This is a genomic window from Rohdeia mirabilis, assembly GCA_007750655.1.
GTDB lineage: Bacteria > Planctomycetota > UBA1135 > UBA1135.
This window is the reverse complement of sequence record CP036290.1, coordinates 1,353,295-1,372,387: the sequence shown is the minus strand read 5'-3', so window position 1 is coordinate 1,372,387 and position 19,093 is coordinate 1,353,295. Positions and strand designations below refer to the sequence as shown.

At 70.6% G+C, this 19,093-nt stretch carries 13 protein-coding genes; 5 read left to right on the top strand and 8 right to left on the bottom strand.

Translation table 11 applies throughout. The features are described 5' to 3' along the window. Nucleotides 1-278: 278 nt before the first annotated feature. From Pla163_RS05110 to Pla163_RS05095, 4 genes are all read right to left on the bottom strand, one after another. On the bottom strand, nucleotides 279-1,328 hold the full coding sequence (locus Pla163_RS05110; protein ID WP_145184567.1) for an acyl-CoA desaturase: 1,050 nt from the start codon (nucleotides 1,326-1,328) through the stop codon (nucleotides 279-281). 300 nt (nucleotides 1,329-1,628) lie between these two features. Next, nucleotides 1,629-2,663 carry an endonuclease/exonuclease/phosphatase family protein gene (locus Pla163_RS05105; protein ID WP_145184564.1) on the bottom strand — a complete coding sequence of 345 codons (1,035 nt, stop codon included), beginning with the start codon at nucleotides 2,661-2,663 and terminating at the stop codon, nucleotides 1,629-1,631. Further along, complete coding sequence (locus Pla163_RS05100; protein WP_145184561.1) at nucleotides 2,660-3,223, bottom strand: DUF4136 domain-containing protein; 564 nt, start codon at nucleotides 3,221-3,223, stop codon at nucleotides 2,660-2,662. The genes Pla163_RS05105 and Pla163_RS05100 overlap by 4 nt, the downstream gene beginning before the upstream one ends. Next, nucleotides 3,217-3,897, bottom strand: a complete 681-nt coding sequence (locus tag Pla163_RS05095) for an SDR family oxidoreductase (RefSeq protein ID WP_145184557.1) — start codon at nucleotides 3,895-3,897, stop codon at nucleotides 3,217-3,219. The genes Pla163_RS05100 and Pla163_RS05095 overlap by 7 nt, the downstream gene beginning before the upstream one ends. Nucleotides 3,898-4,462: 565 nt before the next feature. On the opposite strand from Pla163_RS05095, the gene Pla163_RS18755 reads away from it, so the two are divergent. The 5 genes from Pla163_RS18755 to Pla163_RS05060 all read left to right on the top strand — a co-directional run bounded on the left by Pla163_RS18755 (nucleotide 4,463) and on the right by Pla163_RS05060 (nucleotide 15,330). Continuing rightward, the gene (locus Pla163_RS18755; RefSeq protein ID WP_419186337.1) at nucleotides 4,463-8,842 is read left to right on the top strand and encodes a PSD1 and planctomycete cytochrome C domain-containing protein; all 4,380 of its coding nucleotides are present in this window, start codon (nucleotides 4,463-4,465) and stop codon (nucleotides 8,840-8,842) included. A 14-nt stretch (nucleotides 8,843-8,856) separates the two neighbouring features. Beyond that, on the top strand, nucleotides 8,857-10,302 hold the full coding sequence (locus tag Pla163_RS05075; protein WP_145184555.1) for a DUF1501 domain-containing protein: 1,446 nt from the start codon (nucleotides 8,857-8,859) through the stop codon (nucleotides 10,300-10,302). A 62-nt stretch (nucleotides 10,303-10,364) separates the two neighbouring features. Then, the gene (locus Pla163_RS05070) at nucleotides 10,365-11,780 is read left to right on the top strand and encodes a protein O-mannosyl-transferase family (protein WP_145184552.1); all 1,416 of its coding nucleotides are present in this window, start codon (nucleotides 10,365-10,367) and stop codon (nucleotides 11,778-11,780) included. 103 nt (nucleotides 11,781-11,883) lie between these two features. After that, nucleotides 11,884-13,881: a S8 family serine peptidase gene (locus Pla163_RS05065; protein ID WP_145184548.1), complete on the top strand. Its 1,998-nt coding sequence runs from the start codon at nucleotides 11,884-11,886 to the stop codon at nucleotides 13,879-13,881. A gap of 162 nt (nucleotides 13,882-14,043) precedes the next feature. Beyond that, nucleotides 14,044-15,330: an SEL1-like repeat protein gene (locus Pla163_RS05060; RefSeq protein ID WP_145184545.1), complete on the top strand. Its 1,287-nt coding sequence runs from the start codon at nucleotides 14,044-14,046 to the stop codon at nucleotides 15,328-15,330. Between the two features lie 116 nt (nucleotides 15,331-15,446). On the opposite strand, the gene Pla163_RS05055 is transcribed toward Pla163_RS05060, so the two are convergent. The 4 genes from Pla163_RS05055 to Pla163_RS05040 are packed head-to-tail and all read right to left on the bottom strand — an operon-like array spanning nucleotide 15,447 to nucleotide 19,075. After that, on the bottom strand, nucleotides 15,447-17,054 hold the full coding sequence (locus Pla163_RS05055) for a tetratricopeptide repeat protein (protein ID WP_145184542.1): 1,608 nt from the start codon (nucleotides 17,052-17,054) through the stop codon (nucleotides 15,447-15,449). Between the two features lie 4 nt (nucleotides 17,055-17,058). Continuing rightward, the gene (locus Pla163_RS05050) at nucleotides 17,059-17,727 is read right to left on the bottom strand and encodes an energy transducer TonB (protein ID WP_145184539.1); all 669 of its coding nucleotides are present in this window, start codon (nucleotides 17,725-17,727) and stop codon (nucleotides 17,059-17,061) included. Between the two features lie 10 nt (nucleotides 17,728-17,737). Beyond that, the gene (locus tag Pla163_RS05045; RefSeq protein ID WP_419186336.1) at nucleotides 17,738-18,151 is read right to left on the bottom strand and encodes an ExbD/TolR family protein; all 414 of its coding nucleotides are present in this window, start codon (nucleotides 18,149-18,151) and stop codon (nucleotides 17,738-17,740) included. Nucleotides 18,152-18,199: 48 nt separating this feature from the next. Then, the gene (locus tag Pla163_RS05040) at nucleotides 18,200-19,075 is read right to left on the bottom strand and encodes a MotA/TolQ/ExbB proton channel family protein (protein WP_145184536.1); all 876 of its coding nucleotides are present in this window, start codon (nucleotides 19,073-19,075) and stop codon (nucleotides 18,200-18,202) included. Nucleotides 19,076-19,093 lie beyond the last annotated feature (18 nt).

Here is a 19,093-nt window from a genome sequence, read left to right as displayed (position 1 = left end):
GTTCGCCCGGCACTCGTGATCGACCTCGAGACATCGAGGCGACCCAGACCGAGCACTCGGACCCACACAACAGCGACGGGAACGAATTCGTATGGCGGCGCGGCTCCCGCCGGTCGGACATCGACCGAGCAGGGACCCTGTTGAGCGCCGTCGGGCCGCGTGTGCGACCCAGGGGAGATGATGGTCGAGCGAGCTCCCACCCGTTCAGGGCGTGAGCTCGCAGTTTCGTCGGGCCGTCCAGCGAGAGCGGACGGCGCTGCACCGAACGGGCGGTGCGTCTAGAGGGACGGGCCCGGGGCGGGCGCCGACGTCGCGGCCTTGGCGGCGCGCGCCGCGTTGGACGCTGCTTCGCTGGCGGCGGCCGAAGCGGCCGATGCCGTGGCGGACGCGTTCGCGGCGGCGGCGGCGGCGGCTTCCTGGGCCTTCTTGAGTGCGGTCGCGAGCTTGTACTTCTCGGCGTTCACCGCGCGGCGCAGGTCGGACGTGATGCCGACCTTGGAGAAGCTCCACACCACCCACTTGGTCGGGTCGAACTGCCACCAGCGCACGCCGTTGCGATAGTCCGAAGGGAACTTGTGGTGGTAGTTGTGGTAGCCCTCGCCGAAGGTCATCAGGGCCACGATCCAACTGTCGCGCGCGGTCGACTCGGGGTCGTACGGACGCGATCCGATGAGGTGCGCGAACGAGTTGACCGAGAAGGTCGCGTGCCACTGGAGGACCAGGCGCGTGAAGCCGGCGAACAGGAGCGCGCCGATCGGATCGCCCCAGGCGAGGCCGATGAGCATCGGCACGACCGCGCCGGACAGGACGGCCAGGAGGATGTAGTGGCGGTGCTGGAAGCGCACGAGCGCGTTCTTCTCGAGGTCCTTGACCAGACCGAGATCGACCTCGCGGCCGCCGCGCAGGACCCAACCGATGTGGGCCCACCAGAAGCCCTTGGTGACGCTGTACGGATCCTTGTCGGTGTCCGAGTGCGCGTGGTGGACGCGGTGGTCCGCGGACCACTTGAGCGCGGTGTTCTGGACCGAAGCGGCGCCGAAGAACAGGTGGATGGCCGTCAGCAGCCAGTTGGCCTTGTACGCCTTGTGCGCGAACAGACGGTGGTAGCCGCCCGTGATCGCGAAGCCGCACATCAGGTACCAGAAGATCGCCAGGCCGACGGTGGCCCAGGAGAACTGGACGGCCGCGACCCACCAGATGCCGGCGGCGCCGAGCAGGTGGACCACGGCGATGGTGGTCAGGTTGACCCAGTCGATGGGCCGCTTGGCGTCGGGCGCCTGGCCCGCAGGCCCGTCGGAGGGCCTCAGGGCCGTGTTCGATGCATCCATGAAGTGTCTATCGGTTGCCGGCCGAGGGTCCTCGACCGTCAGGGTCCGGTGCGAGCCGCACCTGGGGTGGGCTCAGCGCGCGACCACCCTATCGGACCGGAGGCCCGGGGCGGTGGGTCGTCGGCCCACAATCGGTCGAAAGTCGCCCCCGAGGTCCTCTTTTAGGAGCCGATCCCGGCCGGTGCAGCCCCTGGGCTCTCGATCGTCGTGTCGACGCGCCCTCGGAAGGCCTCGCGGGGTGCCGGTTCGAGTCCTCGTTCCGACCCCGGAACGGACGGCGGCGCCGCGGCACCGGGCCCATCACCGCGCCGCGAGCCCCAGGCGGACGACGACGGCGCGGTGGTCGCTCCCACCCAGGACCACCGTGCGGCGCTCCTCGACCCGCAGGCCGTCCCCCACCGCCACGTGGTCGATCGCCACCCAGGGACCCAGGCGCGGATCGAGAAGGGCGAAGGTGGGCTGTCGTCCGAACCCCAGTCGCGAGTCGCGCAGCCCGCTCTCCCGGAGCAGAGCGCGAAAGCGCGGCGACGTGCTGGTCACGTTCAGATCGCCGGCGACGACGCCGAACGCGTCCCACTCGAGTTCGCCGAGCACCGCGAGCACCTCGTCGCGCAGCGCCAGTCGCCAGGGCTTGCCGGGGCGCATCGGGTGCGCGCCGCGCACGGTCACGGCGTGATCGTCCAACGGGACGACCGCCTCCATGATCGGTCGGGAAGCGCCCGACGGCACGGGGACGAGCGCGGTCCGTGCGAAGGGCCGCCGCGACAGGATCGCCGTCCCCCAGGTCTCGCGGTTCCAGGTCTCGGGCGGCGGCGAGTAGAAGCGGTGGGGATAGGCATCGAGACCGTCGAGCGTGCGCTTCCAGGACCGCGAGACCTCCGTGCACACGACCACGTCAGGCTCCTCGTGCGCGAGCAACTCGCGCAGGCCCTCGTGGTCGGGGTTGCCGAACAACAGGTTGCAGCTCGCCAGGACGAGCGTGTCGCCGCCCGCGTCCGGCGCCGGACCCGCGCGCCCGTCGGGAACGAAGAGCCACAGTTCGGGACCCGCGTGCGCGAGCCCGAGCAGGAGCAGCGCGACCGACGCGAACCGTGCCGAAACGGCCAGAGCGAACAGCGCCGCGGCGAACAGCACGAAGCCCAGGTACCAGGCCAAGCTCGCGCCGATCTCGCCGAGCCAGAAGAACGACGCCGACCACGCGAACAGCGACGCCAGGACCCCGCCGACCAGGAGCGCGTGCGCCCCCGTGCGCGCGACGCGTAGGACCGGGCCGCGCGTCGATGCCGCGACCGATGTCGCGACCGATGTCGCGACCGATGTCTCGCCAGCGCTCAATCGCCTTTCCGAACTCCCGGGGGGAACGGCGCGAGCAGCGCTTCGACGGCTTCACCCACGCGGGCGTCGCGCTCGGTCGGCGTGGCGCGCTCGTCCGTGGGTCGACGCGCGACGCCGCGCCAGATCAGGTTCTGCGTCCCGGGCTCGATCACGTCGAGGATCAACAGACCTTCGTCGTACTCGGTGACGTCGAGACGCCGCGAACCGTACGCGCTCCAGTAGGGCCCGAAGGCGTAGCCGTCGAAGCCCAGGTCCGTCACGCGCAGCTTCTGACGCACGTCGTCGTGCACGGCGATCAGGAAGTCCGGGCCCGTGGCGACGAGGACGAAGCCCTTCTCCGCCAGGACCCGGTTCGCGTGTTCGATCGCGCGCCGCTCCATCAGGCGATCGCGCGTGGGATCGTCGGACGCCTCGGCCCAGGCGTAGGTCGACAGCGCCGCGAAGTCCGCGCCGGGGTCGTAGTCGTGCGAGACCTGTAGCGTCGAACAGCTCGCGACGACCGTGCACAGGACCGCCGCGGCGATCCACGCGCGCAGGCCTGCGGCGCGCGGACCTACCACGGCAACTCCTCGCCGTCGTAGTTGAAGAAACGCCCGTTGTGGCCGGCGTCGGCACCGTCGAGCACCTTCAACATCCCGGTCACGCTCGCCGCCACGTCGAGCGGCGCGTTCTCGCCCCCCATCGCCGTCTGGGCCCAGCCGGGGTGCAGCACGACGCAGGTGAAGCCTTCGCCCGCGAGGTCCACGGAGACCGAGCGGTTGACCATGTTGAGCGCCGTCTTGCTGGTGCGGTAGGCGTAGGACCCGCCGGACGTGTTGTCGGTGATCGAGCCCATCTTGCTCGTCAACGTCGCGATCAGCTTGCGACCGCCGAGTCGCAGCGCGGGCAGTGCGGCCTCGACCATGCGCAGCGGGCCGAGCGTGTTCACGTCGAACTGGCGACGCATCAGGTCGTAGTCGATCGATCCGAGGTCGCCCGCGCGCTCCATCGCGCCGGCGTTGTTGAGCAGCACGTCCACGCTCTCGCCCTCGAGCAACGCGGCGAAGCCGGCCACCGACACGGGGTCCGCGACGTCGAGCTGTTCGACGCGCACGCCGAGTTCGCACAGCTCGGTCGCCGCTTCGGGGTCGCGCGCCGTCGCGATCACGTCCTCGCCGCGGGCCTGGAGCTGGCGAACGAATTCGAGACCGATACCGCGGTTCGCGCCGGTGACGATCCAAGTCTTGGGTTCCATCGCCGCATGGTAGCGCGGTCGACGGTGCGGCTACGGGCGAGGCTGTGACCCGTTCAGCTGCTCCAGGGCGCGCTCCCACGCGGGCGGAAGCTCGCTCGCAAGAAAAGTCCGCACGCGACGTAGCGGAACGACGGCGATGCGGTCGAGCCCGCGTCCACGGCGCCGGCGTGGACCGTTCCTGCGGCGAACGCCTCGAGTGCTGGCGAGTCGCGCCGAAGCGCTGCTCCGCGGCGCCGTGACCGAGACGGGAAGGGACGCGGGCGGAGCGGGTGCTCCCTCGTACGCTGCCGGATCCGCACGGTACGACGTCCCGACGGTGCCACCGCCGGTCGAGAGCCGGAGCAGGCCGACGCCCGCGACGATCGAAAGCCCGAGCAGGAACGGCATCGCACGCGGGGTTCGCCGCCCGAGTGCCAGCGGACGTCGAAGTCCCCACGGCCACCCACGCGACGGTCCAGCCCAGGAAGCGCACCACTGCGAGATGGCCGGAACGCGGCTCGGAGCGGCCCCCGAAGCCTCGTGCTACCTTCGATCCGGTTTCGCACGCCACGAGCCCCTCCCCACCATGCGCTGTTCGATCTTCGGTCTGCCCGTTCCCGCTCTGTTCCTGATCGCTCCGTTGGGATCGGCGGTGCTCGCGCACTCGTTGGCCCGGTCCGCAGCCGACGACGACGCCGCGACAGCTGCATCCGCTCCACTCGTCGAGCGCTCGGTCACCGACCGCGTGGACTTCGTCGACGACGTGCAGCCGATCCTCGCGCAGCACTGCTTCGTCTGCCACGGACCGGACGAAGCGACGCGCCAGGCTGACCTGCGCCTCGACCTGCGCGAGCTCGTCGTGAACGCGGACGATCCGTTCGCCCCCGTGGTGGCGGGCGACCCCGAAGCCTCGTCGCTCGTCGCGCGCATCTTCGACGCGACCGATCCGATGCCGCCTGTCGAGCACGACGACCCGCTCGACGACGCGCAGAAGGAGATCCTGCGCCGCTGGATCGAGGAGGGCGCCGAGTGGCCGCAGCACTGGTCGTTCGTCCCGCCGCGCGCACACGCGGTACCGCAGGTCCAGGACGCGGACTGGGTCGCGGATCCCATGGACGCGTTCGTGCTCGAGCGTCTCGAGGCCGCGGGTCTCGCCCCCACCGAAGAGTCGTCGCGCACGGCCTGGCTGCGGCGCGTGTCGTTCGACCTGACCGGGCTGCCGCCGACGCCGCAGGAGCTCGACGCCTTCCTCGCCGATGCGAGCGACGAGGCCTACGAGAAAGTCGTCGACCGCCTGCTCGCGTCGTCGCGCTACGGCGAGCGGATGGCGGTCGACTGGCTCGACCTCGCGCGCTACGCCGACACCAGCGGCTTCCAGTTCGACACGTCGCGCACGATGTGGAAGTGGCGCGACTGGGTGATCGAGGCCTTCAACGAGAACAAGCCCTACGACGAGTTCGTGGTCGAGCAACTGGCCGGCGACCTGTTGCCCACTCCGAGCGTCGATCAGCTGGTCGCGACGGGCTTCAACCGCAACCACCCCACCGACTCCGACAGTCCCGCCGAGTTGGACGAGTACCGCACCCAGTACGTGCTGGACCGTGTGCACACGACGGCGACGACGTTCATGGGTCTGACGGTCGCGTGCGCCCAGTGCCACGACCACAAGTACGACCCGGTCAGTCAGGAGGACTTCTACTCGTTCTACGCGTTCTTCAACGACGTGGCCGAGCGCGACATCGACTTCGGGAGCCCGCGCCCGCACCTGCGCGTGCCCGATCCGGACCAGGAGCCGCTCTATGAGGACCTCTTGCGACGCGTCGACCTCCTGGAAGCACGGCTCGAGGCGAACGATCCCTTGCTCGACGCGGCCCAGCGCGAGTGGGAGAACAAGGTGCTGCGCCTGGTCGGCGATCCGGTCGAGTGGACGCCGGTCGAGCCGGTCGGGATGCTGTCGCACAACGGCGCGCGCCTGCGACTCGAGGAGGACGGCTCGGTCCTCGCCCACGGACCGACGCCGGTCGCCGACACCTACGACCTGGTCCTCGCGCCCGGTCGTCGCACGGTGCACGCGTTGCGCCTCGAGGTCCTGCCCAGCGAGGACGCGAACGGCTTCACGGGTCGCGACCAGAACGGACAGTTCTCTCTCACGACGTTCGAGCTGCACGAGACCAACCTCAACGACGGTGAGGCTGCGAAGCTCGTCTACCTGGCCGCGGCCCAAGCCGATCTCACCCAGGAGCGCGACCCGAACGCGAGCGAGTTCGACCCCCAGCCGGGCGACCTCTCGGGTGCGATCGTCTACCCGTCCGAGGACGACGACGATGGTGATCGCTTCCGGCGCCGCAACGGATGGCGCCTCGTCGGTGACGCTCTGGGCGAGGCGCACGAAGTGGTGCTGATCCCGCTCGAACCGCTCGACCTCAACGACGCGTCGATCCTCAAAGTCACGCTGGAACAGACGGATGGCACGCGCAGCCTCATCGGCCGCTTCCGCCTGTCGATCTGCGAGGACGAGCGCATCCGCGACCAACTCCTGCCCTTCGCGCCGCAGCTGTGGAGTTCGATCGGTCCGTTCCCCGCAGCCAGCGCGGCAGCGGCGTTCGCGACGGAGTTCGAACTCGAGGAGGCGATCGGCGACGGACCCGTGCCGCGCCTCGCGAAGTACGACCAGCCCGTCCTGCCGCGCGAGGAGCGCGACGCGCCCGGGGAGAAGGCGGTGAAGAAGGGCCCTGTGACGGGCGACGAAGCGGACGACGACGAGGAGCGGGGCGAGGACTCGCCTGCACCGGCGGCGAAACCCGAGATGCCCGCCGAAAGGAAGGATCCTGCGAAGGCGAAGAAGAAGCAGCTCGCGCCGGAGCCCGACGTCGCGCGCGGCGCAGTGCTGCTCCTCGGCGCGCCGCTCGACCAGGACCCGGCGACCGCCCCCGAGCGCGCGACCCCCGACGGCGCCGACGACGCTCGCGCGGACGCCCGGGACGAGCCGTTCGACCCGGAGCCGAAGACCGAAGCGCCCGAACGCGAGCCGCGCCGACTGGGCTGGGAGGAGCGCGGTACCTGGGTCGACGGTCGCAGTGCGAAGCTCGCGGACGAGAAGCAGAACGCGGCTTGGTACCTGGTGCGCACGATCGAGACGACGCGCGCGCGCACCGCCACGCTGCGCCTCGACGGTCCCGACGGCGTGCGCGTGTGGCTCAACGGCGAAGAGGTCTTCGCCGACGCACCGAAGCCTCCGGCACCCGTCGCGCAGGACCCGCCGGGCGAGCCCGGAGCGAACGGCGACGACGAAGACTTCGACTTCGAGGACTTCGACTTCGAGGACTTCGACTTCGAGGACTTCTTCGGCGGCGGCAGCAGCGCGGACGAGACCGGCGACCGCACGGTGCGGCTCGGCTTCCGTGCCGGAACCAACGAACTGCTCGTGAAGGTCGTCTTCCAGGCGGCGCCGAAGAGCGAAGGCCGCGCAGGACGCGGCGGAGCTCCGGCAGACGGAGGCGGGATGTTCTTCGGCCCGGGCGGCGGTCGCGGTCGCGGCGGTCCGTCCGGTGCGACGCTGACGTTCGACGTGACGCCCGAGGGCGACGACGTCGTCGATCACGAGATCGTCACGGCACTGCGTCGCGGCGTCCCGGGCGGCACGCTCGCACGCGCAGAAGTCGGCCCCTTCGGCGCGGCCCTGCCCGACGAGGACGCCTGGAACGAACACCGGGACGAGCCGCTGGCTCCGAAGGGCGTTCCGCTCGCCGACAGCGAACGCACGACCGACGAGCAACGCGCGAAGAACCTGCGCAGCTACTACCGCGAGAACGTCTCGACCATCGGTCGGGCGCTCGTCCGTGAACGCGAACGGCTCGAGGACGAGTTGAAGTCGCTCGAGCGCAAGATGCCCCAGACGATGGTCATGGCGGATCGCGACGAACCCCGCGAGACGCACGTCTTCATGCGCGGCGACTGGCGCAAGCCCGGCAAGCTCGTCGGCGCGCGCGTCCCGTCGATCCTCCCTCCGCTCTCCAAGTCGGCGCCGCGGAACCGACTCGGACTGGCCCGGTGGCTCGTCGACGGCGAGCACCCGCTCACCGCGCGCGTCGCCGTGAACCGCATCTGGCAGCTGCACTTCGGCACCGGGCTCGTCTCGACCCCCGACGACTTCGGGATCCGTGGCGCGCTACCGAGTCATCCCGAGCTGCTCGACACGCTGGCCGTCGAGTTCGTCGAGAGCGGCTGGGACCGCAAGGCCCTGCAGCGGCGCATCGTGCTCTCGGCGACCTACCGCCAGTCCACGGTCGTCGACGCCGCGCGCCTCGAAGCCGATCCCGACAACCGCCTCCTGTCGCGCGGCCCGCGTCAGCGCCTCGACGCCGAGATGGTCCGCGACAACGCGCTGTCCGTCAGCGGCCTGTTGGTCGAGGAACTCGGCGGACCGAGCGTGAAGCCGTACCAGGCGCCGGGCCTGTGGCAGGAGGTCTCCGGCGGCGAGCGCTACCGCAGGGACACCGGGCCCGAGCAGTACCGTCGCAGCCTCTACGTCTATTGGAAGCGTCGTGCGCCCTACGCGTCGATGCTGACGTTCGACGCGGCCAAGGGCGAGACGTGCACCGTCGTGCGCCCGTCCACGAACACGCCGCTGCAGGCCCTGGTCCTGCTCAACAACCCGGTCTACGTCGAAGCGGCGAAGATGCTGGGTCAGCGCATGTTCGAGGGCGCGGACGACGACGCGGCGCGACTCGCGTTCGGCTTCAGGCTCTGCACGTCGCGCCAACCGACGGAGTTCGAGCTGGGAATCCTGACGGGGCTCCTCGCCGACCAACGCGCGGCTTTCGAGGACGAGGAAGAGCGCGCCACGGCCTTCCTCGCGATCGGCGACGCCGAGGTGGACGGCGAACTCGCCCCCACCGAACTCGCCGCCTGGGCCGCCGTGGCCAACGCCCTCCTCAACCTCGACGCGACCATCAACCGGGGCTGAGCCCGACGACCCACATGCAGCACCCCGATTCACCCGCGTCCGAGTTCGACGCGAACCTCTCCCGCCGTGGCTTCCTCGGGCTCGGTGCCTCCGGCGTCGGCGCCTTCGGTCTCAGCTCGATGCTCGGGCGCATCGCTCTGGCCGAGGGGCTGGACGATCCGCTGGCCACCGCGCGCCTCGGCCGGGCCGCGGCCAAGCGCGTGGTCCTCGTGTTCATGAACGGAGGCTTCTCGCAGCTCGACCTGTTCGACGAGAAGCCGATCCTGCGCCAACGCCAGGGCGAGGAGATCCCGCCGTCGATCCTGAAGAACCGCAGCGTGCTCGACGCGACCGAGACCCGCGGCGCGTTCCCCGTCGTCGCGCCCAAGTGGAACTTCCGCTCGTACGGCGAGTCGGGCCTGCGCCTGAGCGAGCTGATCCCCCACATCGGCGCGGTGGCCGACAAGCTCACGGTCATCACGACCCAGCAGACCGACCACGTGCTGCACGAGTCGGCCATCTCGACGCTGATGTCGGGCACGCCGCTGCTCGGTCGCCCTTCGTGGGGCGCCTGGGTCTCGTACGCGCTCGGCACGGAGAACGAGAACATCCCGGCCTTCACCGTCCTGTCGTCGAATCCGCGCGCCGACACGCCGGTGCAGCCGCGCCTGTGGCACTCGGGCTTCCTGCCGGGCAAGTACCAGGGCGTGAAGTTCCGCTCCGGCGCGACGCCCGTGCTCGACCTCGAGCGCCCGCACGGACTGGCGCGGTCGGCGCGTTCGAAGATCCTCGACGCGATCCGCGGCTTGAACGAGGCGGAGGCCGAACGCACCGGCGATCCCGAGGTCCGCACACGCATCGAGTCGTACGAGATGGCCGCGCGCATGCAGACCAGCGTCCCCGAGCTGACCGACCTCGCGTCGGAGTCCGAAGCGACGCTCGCGGCCTACGGCGCGGACCCGGCCCGTGGTTCGTTCGCGAACAACTGCCTCCTGGCGCGCCGGCTGGTCGAACGCGGCACGCGCTTCACGATGCTCGTCGACGGCGGCTGGGACCTGCACGGCGGTATTCCGTCGCGACTGCCGCGCAAGACCGAGCAGATCGACCGTCCGCTCGGCGCGCTCATCGCGGATCTCGACCAACGCGGACTCCTGGACGACACGCTCGTCGTCGTCTGCGGTGAGTTCGGCCGCACCCCCCACTGCCAGGGACTCGACTTCGACGAGTACGGGCGCGACCACCACTCACTGGCCGGGCCGATCCTGATGGCAGGTGGCGGCGTGAAGGGCGGTGTGCGCTACGGCGCCACGGACGAGTGGGGTTGGGACGTGGTCGAGAACCCCGTGCACGTGCACGACGTCCAGGCCACGGTGCTGCACCAGCTCGGCCTCGATCACGAGAAGCTCACCTGGCGCCACCAGGGCCGCGACTTCCGTCTGACCGACGTGGGTGGGAAGGTGGTGCACGGGTTGCTCGGCTGATCGCCGACGGCCCTCGACCGCGGGCGTCGTCCGTCGCTCACCACGCCCACTTCGCTCGCTCCGTGCACCGCCAACGCCTTCGACGACTCGCCGGCTCCGTCGCCCTCGTGCTGCTCGCGGTGCTGCTGGCCGCGGCACCGACGGCGCTGGACGAGGACGGGCCCGCGCTGGTGGACCGGCTGGCCTACGCGAACGGCTGGCCGACGGTCTGGTACCACGCGGCGTACCTGCCCATGGGGTGGTTCTTCGACCAGGTCGTGCCCGGCGTCGGCGCCTTGCGAGCGCTGCAGATCGCCTCCGCGGTGTCCGCCGTTCTCGCGCTGTGGTTCGTCCACCGAGCTGCTCGGGATCTCGGCGGTTCGGGGTGTTTGGCGCTGATCGCGCTGGCGGCGAGCCCGGGTTGGTGGGTGAACGGGAGTCGCGTCGAGGTGCACGCGGTCCAGATGCTCGGGGCGGGCCTTCTGGTGTGGGTGCTCGCGCGCCGACGCGACCGAGCGCTGCGCGAGTCGACGACGGACCTCGTGCTCCTGGCGGCCGCGTGCGCGTTCGCCGTCGCCGCGCACCGCAGCAACATCGGACTCCTCCTCGCCGTTCCGCTCGTCGGAGCGGTGCGCTCGGGTTGGCGCGCGGCCCTGCCCGCCACCGTCGTCGCCGGTGTCGGCGCGCTCGCGGGCGAATGGCTGAACGCGCTGTACCCGTTCGCCGTCCAGGGAGGCTCGCTGGGTGGCAGCATGTGGCTGTTGAGCGAGTTCCACTCGGACTTCGACCTCGAGTTCCTGATGGACGAGATCGTGCGTCCCTGGTTCCCGATCCTCGCTCTCGTCGGCGTCGCCCTGTTCCGCCGACCGGGTCGCGAAGCACTCGCGTTGGGTGCGAGCGCGCTGCCGCTGCTGCTCGCCTTCGCGTGGTTCGCCGTCCCGACGTCGGGTGGCTACTTCGCCGGACCGCTGGTGCTCGTCGCGACGGCTGCGGGTTCGACCTTCGCGCGTGGACGCTCGCTCGGTGTCGTCGGTGCGGCGCTGGTCGGTGTGGTCGCCGCCGCCGGTCTGTGGCTCGGCGTCGGGACGATCCACGGACCCGAACGCGCCGCGCTGGCCGACGTAGGTCGCGCGCGGTTCGAACTCGCTTCGGCGCACCTGCCCGACGGCGGGTACGTGCTCTCGGTCGACCTGTCGCGCCAGACGCTCTCGGGTCGCGACGACGAACTGCTCGAGTACAACCTGGCGATCGACCTCGAGGCGCTGATCGCGGCGGATGGATCGACGACGGCACTCGTCGAGCGCGTGATGCGGACGGCGCACGCGCTCCACGACGACGGGCGGGTGTTGGCGATCGATCGCGGGTGGCGCCCGCTGGTCCCGTTCGAGGCACGCATCGGGACCTGCATGGGCGAGCTCGAAGCACGTTTCGCGACCGAGTTCGAGGGCGTGGAGACCGCCGAGGACGCTCCGTTCCTGGTCGTACCGGCCGCCCCCTGAGCGGCGGCGGGCTAGGCTTGGGAGCCCGAGCGGTCTCGCCGGCCCGGCCGTCGCCGCGCGGCTCGCAGGTCGGTCCCCGAGGACCCCGTAGAATGGGCGTGCCATGCCCCCGCTCGTCCCGATCCGCGCCCTCCTGCTCGCCGCGTGCCTCGCCCCCGCCCTGTGGGCCGACGAGCGGTCGTTCGATCCGCGGGCCCACGCGGGCGACCGCATCGCGATCAAGGTGCGCGAGGACGCCCCGGTCGAGCGCGCGCTCGACGGCACGGTCGCGACTCTGCGCGGCTGGTCGATCGCGCGCGAGCACAGCGTCCCGCCCGCCCAACTCGACGCCTGGCGCGCGCGCGGCGAGGAACGCCTCGGTCGCGCCCTGCCCGATCTCGGCCGGCACTTGATCGCGACGCTGCCGGAGGGACTCGACCCCACGGCCGCCCTCGAGCTGGTGCGCGCACTGCCCTGGGTCGAGTACGCGACGCCTTCGCCGCTGCCGGTGCGTCCGCCGACGGCCAGCGCGCCGACCCTGCTCAACGCGCCGGACTTCTTCCCGATCCAGCTCTACCCGAACGCGGCGCCCCAGGGTTTCGGTGTCGCGGCGGCCTGGAGCGTCCCGGGAGCCACCGGCGTCGACGTGCGCCTGTGCGACGTGGAGTTCAGTTGGAACGCGACGCACACCGACCTGCCCAACGTGCAGCTGGTCGGCCCGCAGCCGAACGATCCGTTCAACGACACGAACCACGGCACCGCGGTGCTCGGCATCGTCGGCGCACAGGCCAACGCCTTCGGGACGATCGGGATCACGCCGACGGCCGAGCTCTACTTCGCCGCCGCCAACACGGGCGCTGGCGCGGGGACCTACTCGCCCGGCGCGGCCATCACCCGGGCCATGACGGTCCTGCGGCCCGGCGACATCCTTCTGATCGAGCAACAGATCTTCGGACCGGACCCGGGGCTCGGCAGTGGCTGCGGCCCGGGCGATCCGATCTCGAACCTGCCGGGCGTCCTCCCCATCGAGTGGCACCAGCCGTGGTACGACGCGATCCAGCTGGCCGTCGCGAACGGCATCGTCGTGGTCGAGGCGGCCGGGAACGGACAGACGAACCTCGACGATCCCGCGCTACAGATTGGACACGCGCCGTTCGCGCTGCAGAACGACTCGGGCGCGATCATGGTCGGAGCGGGGCACGGCCCGAACTCCACGGACGTCGCGGGAAGTCGCCCGTGCTTCTCGAACTACGGCGCAACGGTCGATCTCCAGGCCTGGGGCGGTCAGGTCGTGACGACCGGCTTCGGAGGTCTGTACGCCACGGGTGGAGCGGACCACTTCTACACGTCGACCTTCTCCGGCACGTCGAGCGCTTCGGCCCTGATCGCCGGACTGTGCGCCGCTGTCCAGGGCGCCGCGCGCGCGACGAGCGGCGCGCCGCTCGAGCCGAGTCAGGTGCTCGAAGTGCTCGCCACGCGCGCTCTGCCGCAGACGAGCGGCGCGTTCCCCGCCAGCCAGAACGTCGGACCGCGGCCCGACCTCGGTGCGGCGCTGCTGCCCGATCTCGACGGCAACGGCGTGCCCGACGCCATCGACATCGTGCGCGGGGCCGTCGACGACTGCGACGGCGACGGTGTGCCCGATGCCGCGCAGGTGGCTCTGGGCCTGGGAACCGACCTCGACGGCGACGGCGTCCTCGACGTCTGCGCTCCCCCGCCGCTCTACGCCGACCTGTTCGAGCTGAGCGTCGCGAGCGGTGGCGTGCAACAGCTCGCGCTCGATGCACCGCTCGACCGCGCCGGTCGACTCTACGTCGTGCTCGGCAGTGCGTCGGGCAGCTCGCCCGCGACCGTGGACCCGCTCTCGGGGCTGTCGATCCCGCTCGTACTCGACGTCTACACCAGTTTCCTCGTGCAGAACCTGGGCGGTGGCATCGTCGGCCCGTTCTACGGTGTGCTCGACGGAGCGGGCGACGCGAGCGTGTCGTTCACGGTCCCGCAGGCCACCGATCCGACGTTCGCGGGGCTGGAACTGCACCACGCCTTCATCACGATCGACGCGTTCGGCACGGGGTTGATCGACTTCGCGAGCAACGCGGTGCCGATCGCACTGGTTCCCTGAGACCGCCGGCCCGCCGCCACGCGCCCGACCGTCGATCCGGTCGCAACGGGCGTTCGCGGCACCCGGAAAGACTTTCCAGCCGTTCCCGGAACGTCGATCGCGAGACACGGACACTCGGGGTGGGGCTCAATCCGAGCCGGTGCAGCGGGCGATAGCGCCGGGATGCAGCCCCAAGAATTCCCCGTCGCCCGCCCGGCACGACGCCACCAGGCCGTCCGCCGCGCCGCTCTGACGTTGTCCCTGATCACCCTGGTCGCGCCGCTCGGCAGCTGTGTCTCCGGCAAGGCCGACCCGTCCACCTCCCAGTACGGCAACACCGCCATCTCTGCCCAACTCTCCGCCGAACAGGTCGAGAAAGGCAGCGCGCGTTCGCAGTACATCGCCGCCCTCGCCCACGAGAACGGCAACGGAACCGTGGTCGACATGGAAGCGGCAGCGCGCTACTACCGCGCCGCCGCCGAGCGTGGCCACGCCGCCGCTCAGAACAACCTCGGCATCATGTACGTCGAAGGTCGTGGCGTCGAACGCTCGGCCGCCAAGGCCAACGAGTGGCTCCAGCGCTCGGCCGCTCAAGGCTTCGAGAAGGCCAAGCACAACCTCGACATCGTGCACCTGCGCGACGAGGCGCTCCAGAACGCCGGTTCGAAGCGACCCGGTGCCCGTCGTTCGGACGGTCCGGTCCAGGTGGCCGCGATCGGCGCCGACGACATCGTCGAGCGCGCCAGCGGTTCGCTCACGCCGACGACCGACGCCGACGTCGGCGCCATGGCTCGCCACTACATCGAAGCCGCCGAGCGCGGCAGTGCGACCGCTCAGCACTTGACCGGGCTCATGCACCTGACCGGCAACGGTGCCGACAAGGACGCTCGTGCCGCCGCCGAGTGGTTCGCCAAGGCCGCCGAGCAGGGCAACCCGGAATCCGAGTTCCTCTACGGCTGGTTGCTCTTCGAAGGGCGTGGCGTCGCGAAGAACCACCGCGAAGCGGCCAAGTGGATCGGCCGCGCCGCCCAGTCGGGTGTCGCCCAGGCACAGACCGCCATCGGCCTGATGTTCCTGGAGGGCCAAGGTGTCGAACAGAGTGACGAGCTCGCCACGCGCTGGCTCACGCTCGCCGCCGACCAAGGTCTCGCCCTCGCGCAGTACAACCTCGGGCTCGTGCACCTGCGCGGTCGCACGGGAACCGCCGACGCGGGAACGGCCATGGGCCTGTTCCGACGCGCCGCCGGGCAAGGTCACGCCGAGTCGATGCAGCGCATCGGCGACATGTACCAGACCGGTCGCGGCGTCGACGCCGACCCGGTGACCGCGCTGGCGTGGTACGGCCTGGCCGCCGAGAACGGCAGCCAACTCGCTGTCGAGCGTCGTCACCAGCTGGCCTCGCAGATGGGCAAGCCCGCGCTGTCGTCGTCGCAGGAGAAGCTCGAGAGCCTGCGCGCTCGTATCCGCTGATCGAAGCCGACGCTCCGTCGAAGCGGAGTGGAACGAGACGGCGCCCGTCGCTCCCCTCGGGGGAACGGCGGGCGCCGTCGTTCGTTCCCGACCTCGTCCGGGAGCTCGCCGCGGGCCTACTTGGCCGTGCGGGCCGCGCGTCGCACCTGTTCGACGAACGTGGCCACGTCGTCGCGCGGTTCGGCGCGTTGACTGCGCTCGAGCGCGGCGAGTCCGTCCTCCAGTTCGCCCTGCCGCACGAGCATCCGGCCCAGCGCCAGATCGCCCGCCGCTTCGAAGCCGTCCATGCCGCGCGCCTGGTCGAAGCGGCTGCGCGCGCGCTCGATCTCGCCCTCGGCCTCGAACGACTCACCCAGGCGGATGAGCGCCCAACCGTCGAGCGGGTCGAGTCGGGTCAGCTCTTCGAGGTGCTCGCGCTCGTCGCTGCGGCGCCCCTCGTTGCGGGCGATCGTCGCGCGCAGCTGCAGCACGTCGAGCCCCACCGCGCCCTCGAGCGGATCCGATCCGAGCGAACGCACGTGCTCGACGATCGCCGCCGCGGCTTCGTTCGCGTTGCGCTCGGCGAGTCCGCGTGCGGCCGCGACGGCCACTTCGACGCCGCCCTTCGGATCGATGTCGATGGCGCGGACGTAGGCCTGGGCCGCCAGGTCGTAGAGCTGTTCCTGCGAGTAGATCTCACCGAGGAGCGCGAGCGTCTGAGTGGTCGAGCCCCCGAGCTCGTCGACGAACTCGAGGTTCTCGGCGGCCTTCTCGAAGTTCCCGCTCTTCAGGTAGGCGTCGGCCTGACCCAGCCACAGCTGGAACTGGTCCGGGCGCTGGAGCAGGAGCGCGTCGAACTGCGCGATCGCGTCGGCGTAGCGTCGCTGTTGACCGAGGCTGTCGGCCAGTCCCACCTTCCAGTCGAAGGTGTCGGGCGCGAACAAGGAGGCCATGCGGAAGGCGGACTCGGCGGCCACGTGATCGCCCGTGCGCGACAGTGCGATCCCCATCAGACCGTAGGTGTCCGCGTCGGCCGGGCCGAGCTGCAGAACCTGGGCGAACGACGCGCGCGCGCCGTCGAAGTCACCCGTTCGCGACTGCAGGAAGGCCAGCGCTCTCCAGGCGCGCAGGAAGCGCGGGAAGCCCTGCACCGCCGCGCGGTAGGAGGTCTCGGCCTGGGTCGTGTCGTCCTGCTGGAGCGCGATGTTGCCCAGCCAGAAGTGCAGCATCGGCGACGACGCCGGCGTGATCATGCGCTCGAGCCGGCGACGCGCGTCGGGCAGTCCTTCCTCACCCTTCAGCACGAGTGCGACGACGTCCTGCAGGCGCTCGCGTTCGTCCGTGGTGAGACTCGGCTCGACCTCGGTCAACGGAACGTAGGACTGCTGGAAGCGGCGCTGGAACTCGGGGTCGCGCCAGAGGGCTTCGACGCGTGCGTCACGCTCGCGGTCCGCGGGTCGGCCGGCCTTCGAGCGGTTCGAACGCGCCCCTCCTCCACCGGGTGCCGCGGCCTCGATCGCGACCGCGTCGCTCGTGCTCGAAGTCGCCTCTTGGGCGCCAACCGTGGGCGCGCCGGCGGACGTCGCAGTGTCGACGCGCGACGTGACCGCACCCGCCACCGGCGGCACGCCGTCGCCCAACGTCGCGCAGGCACCGAGGGTCGCGCACAGGAGCGCGATCGGCAGGCTGCGGAGGAAAGCGCCGGTCTGGACGAGCGGGCTGGAAGTGGTCTGGATTCGGTTCATGTCGTCACTTTTCTCCGGGGAACGAGATCGTCACGCTTTGACGACCTTGGGCGGGCGCACCGCCGCGCATCCCTGGTTCGAACTTCCATTTCTTGACGGCGTCGATCGCGGGGCGATCGAAGATCGGATCGCTCGAGCTGACGACGGTGGGACTCTCGACCCGACCGCGCTCGTCCACGATGAAGATGAGCCGCACCTGCCCCGGCCCGCGCTTGCGCAGCTTGGCGGTGAGCGACGGCCCGGGTTGATGGGTCGCGCGCGGCTCCTGATCGAGCGCGCCGAGTCCGAACGGGTCGTCGGCGTCGCCGCCCGAGAGCGCGTCGAGGCGCGCCCCCATCGCGATCGAGCCGTAACCTCCGAGACCGGCGCCGATGTCCAGAGCGGACGACATGGCGGCCAGGTCGAGCATCGGCGGCGGCGCCTCGTCGAACTCGGGCGGTGGCGGCGGCTCTTCCTCCGGCTCGGGCTCCGGCTCGGGTTCCGGCGGCGGAGGGGGCGGCGGCGGCGCGTTGTTCGGGTCCCACTCGGAGAGCTGGACCATGTCGGTCGGCGACTTCGCGAGCGACTGGATCAACGGCAGCACGAGGAAGAGCCCCAGCGTGAACGCCAGAGCCAGGGCCAGCGCCGCGATGCGCTGGAACCCACCGAGCAGGATGCGGCCGATCGCTTCCATCGAACGCTGCTCAGCTCCCCGCGACCGTGGTGGCGAAACTGACCTTCTCCGCGCCGGCGAGCTTGGCCTCGTCGAGCACGCGCGCCACGAGTCCGTACTTGGCGTCCTTGTCGGCCTGGATGATGACCGGAATCATCTCCTTGCTGATCTCGCGCTTGACGGTCGACTGCACGCCGCCGACGCCGATCTCGGAACCGCCGTAGACGACTTCGCCCGCGGCCGAGATGGCGATCAGGACGCTGGTCTTCTCGAGTTGCGACGCGGACGCCGCGTTCGGCTTGTCCACCTCGATCCCCGACTCCTCGACGAACACCGTGGTGACGATGAAGAAGATCAGGAGGATGAAGACGCAGTCGATGAGCGGCGACATGTCGATGCCGCCCTCGAGTTCGTCGTCGTTGCTCGATTCGCTGAATCGTCCCATGGTCGGTCGTCCGGTCGCAGAGTGCTCGAAGTGGTGCTGGAACGTCGATCAGGCTTCGAGAGCCGGATCGTGTGATGGGGTCCGACCGGCGGCCTGACGCGCGCTGGTCTCGTTCGGACGGGTGGAGGTCGTGCCCCCGGCGGCGGGAACGGTCGCAACCTCGCTGCGTTGCTCCTGCAGGTGTTCACGCAACTGCACCGCGATCGCCAGCTGAGCGGCGCGCCGGGCGCGGTGCTCTTCCGACTCGACCTCGCGGCGGTGGAAGACCTGGGTGCAGACGGTCTCGAGATGGGCGAGGAAAGCCTTGTAGCGGTCGAATCCGCGTCCCAGCTGGTACTGGAAGAAGAGCCCGGGCAACGCCACGACGAGCCCTGTCTCGGTCGTGATCAGCGCTTCCGAGATGCCTTTCGCGACCATCGCCATCGTCTTGTCCCCACCCGATCCGGACGAGAGCGCGCCGAACGTCGCCAACATCCCGGTCACCGTGCCGAGCAGTCCGACCAGAGGCGCGGCGCTGACGAAGATCCGCATGACCTTCAGCTCGCGCTCGATCGGCGGCAGTTCGTTCGTCCGCAGCTGGCGGAAGAAGAACGCCGTCTCCTCGACGCTGTGTCCACCGGTGACGAAGTCGAGCAATTCACCGATCGGACCTTCGCGCGCGTCCGGGTACTCGATCCAGTGTCGCCAGGTGCGCTCGGGCACGGCGCGATAGCCCTTCGCCCGCAGGCGCAGGAACAGTCCGCAACCGATCGCGAACATCGCCAGAGCGATCACGGCGATCGCGATCATCGCCGGGCCGCCGCCGGCCCAGATCACGACCGCGTCGTCCCACAAGGCCTGGAGCGCCGCGCCGAGATCGAAGCCGAACACGCCGGAGGAGGACGCGGCGGCGACCTGTTCCGGGGCTTGCTCGAGATTCTGCATGGCGTGGGGCGGGGCGGG

Coding starts and splice junctions, on each gene's coding strand:
- Pla163_RS05055 (WP_145184542.1), bottom strand. CDS start 17,054: ATGAACCGAATCCAGACCACTTCCAGCCCGCTCGTCCAGACCGGCGCT.
- Pla163_RS05095 (WP_145184557.1), bottom strand. CDS start 3,897: ATGGAACCCAAGACTTGGATCGTCACCGGCGCGAACCGCGGTATCGGT.
- Pla163_RS05065 (WP_145184548.1), top strand. CDS start 11,884: ATGCCCCCGCTCGTCCCGATCCGCGCCCTCCTGCTCGCCGCGTGCCTC.
- Pla163_RS18755 (WP_419186337.1), top strand. CDS start 4,463: ATGCGCTGTTCGATCTTCGGTCTGCCCGTTCCCGCTCTGTTCCTGATC.
- Pla163_RS05060 (WP_145184545.1), top strand. CDS start 14,044: ATGCAGCCCCAAGAATTCCCCGTCGCCCGCCCGGCACGACGCCACCAG.
- Pla163_RS05040 (WP_145184536.1), bottom strand. CDS start 19,075: ATGCAGAATCTCGAGCAAGCCCCGGAACAGGTCGCCGCCGCGTCCTCC.
- Pla163_RS05110 (WP_145184567.1), bottom strand. CDS start 1,328: ATGGATGCATCGAACACGGCCCTGAGGCCCTCCGACGGGCCTGCGGGC.
- Pla163_RS05075 (WP_145184555.1), top strand. CDS start 8,857: ATGCAGCACCCCGATTCACCCGCGTCCGAGTTCGACGCGAACCTCTCC.
- Pla163_RS05045 (WP_419186336.1), bottom strand. CDS start 18,151: ATGGGACGATTCAGCGAATCGAGCAACGACGACGAACTCGAGGGCGGC.
- Pla163_RS05050 (WP_145184539.1), bottom strand. CDS start 17,727: ATGGAAGCGATCGGCCGCATCCTGCTCGGTGGGTTCCAGCGCATCGCG.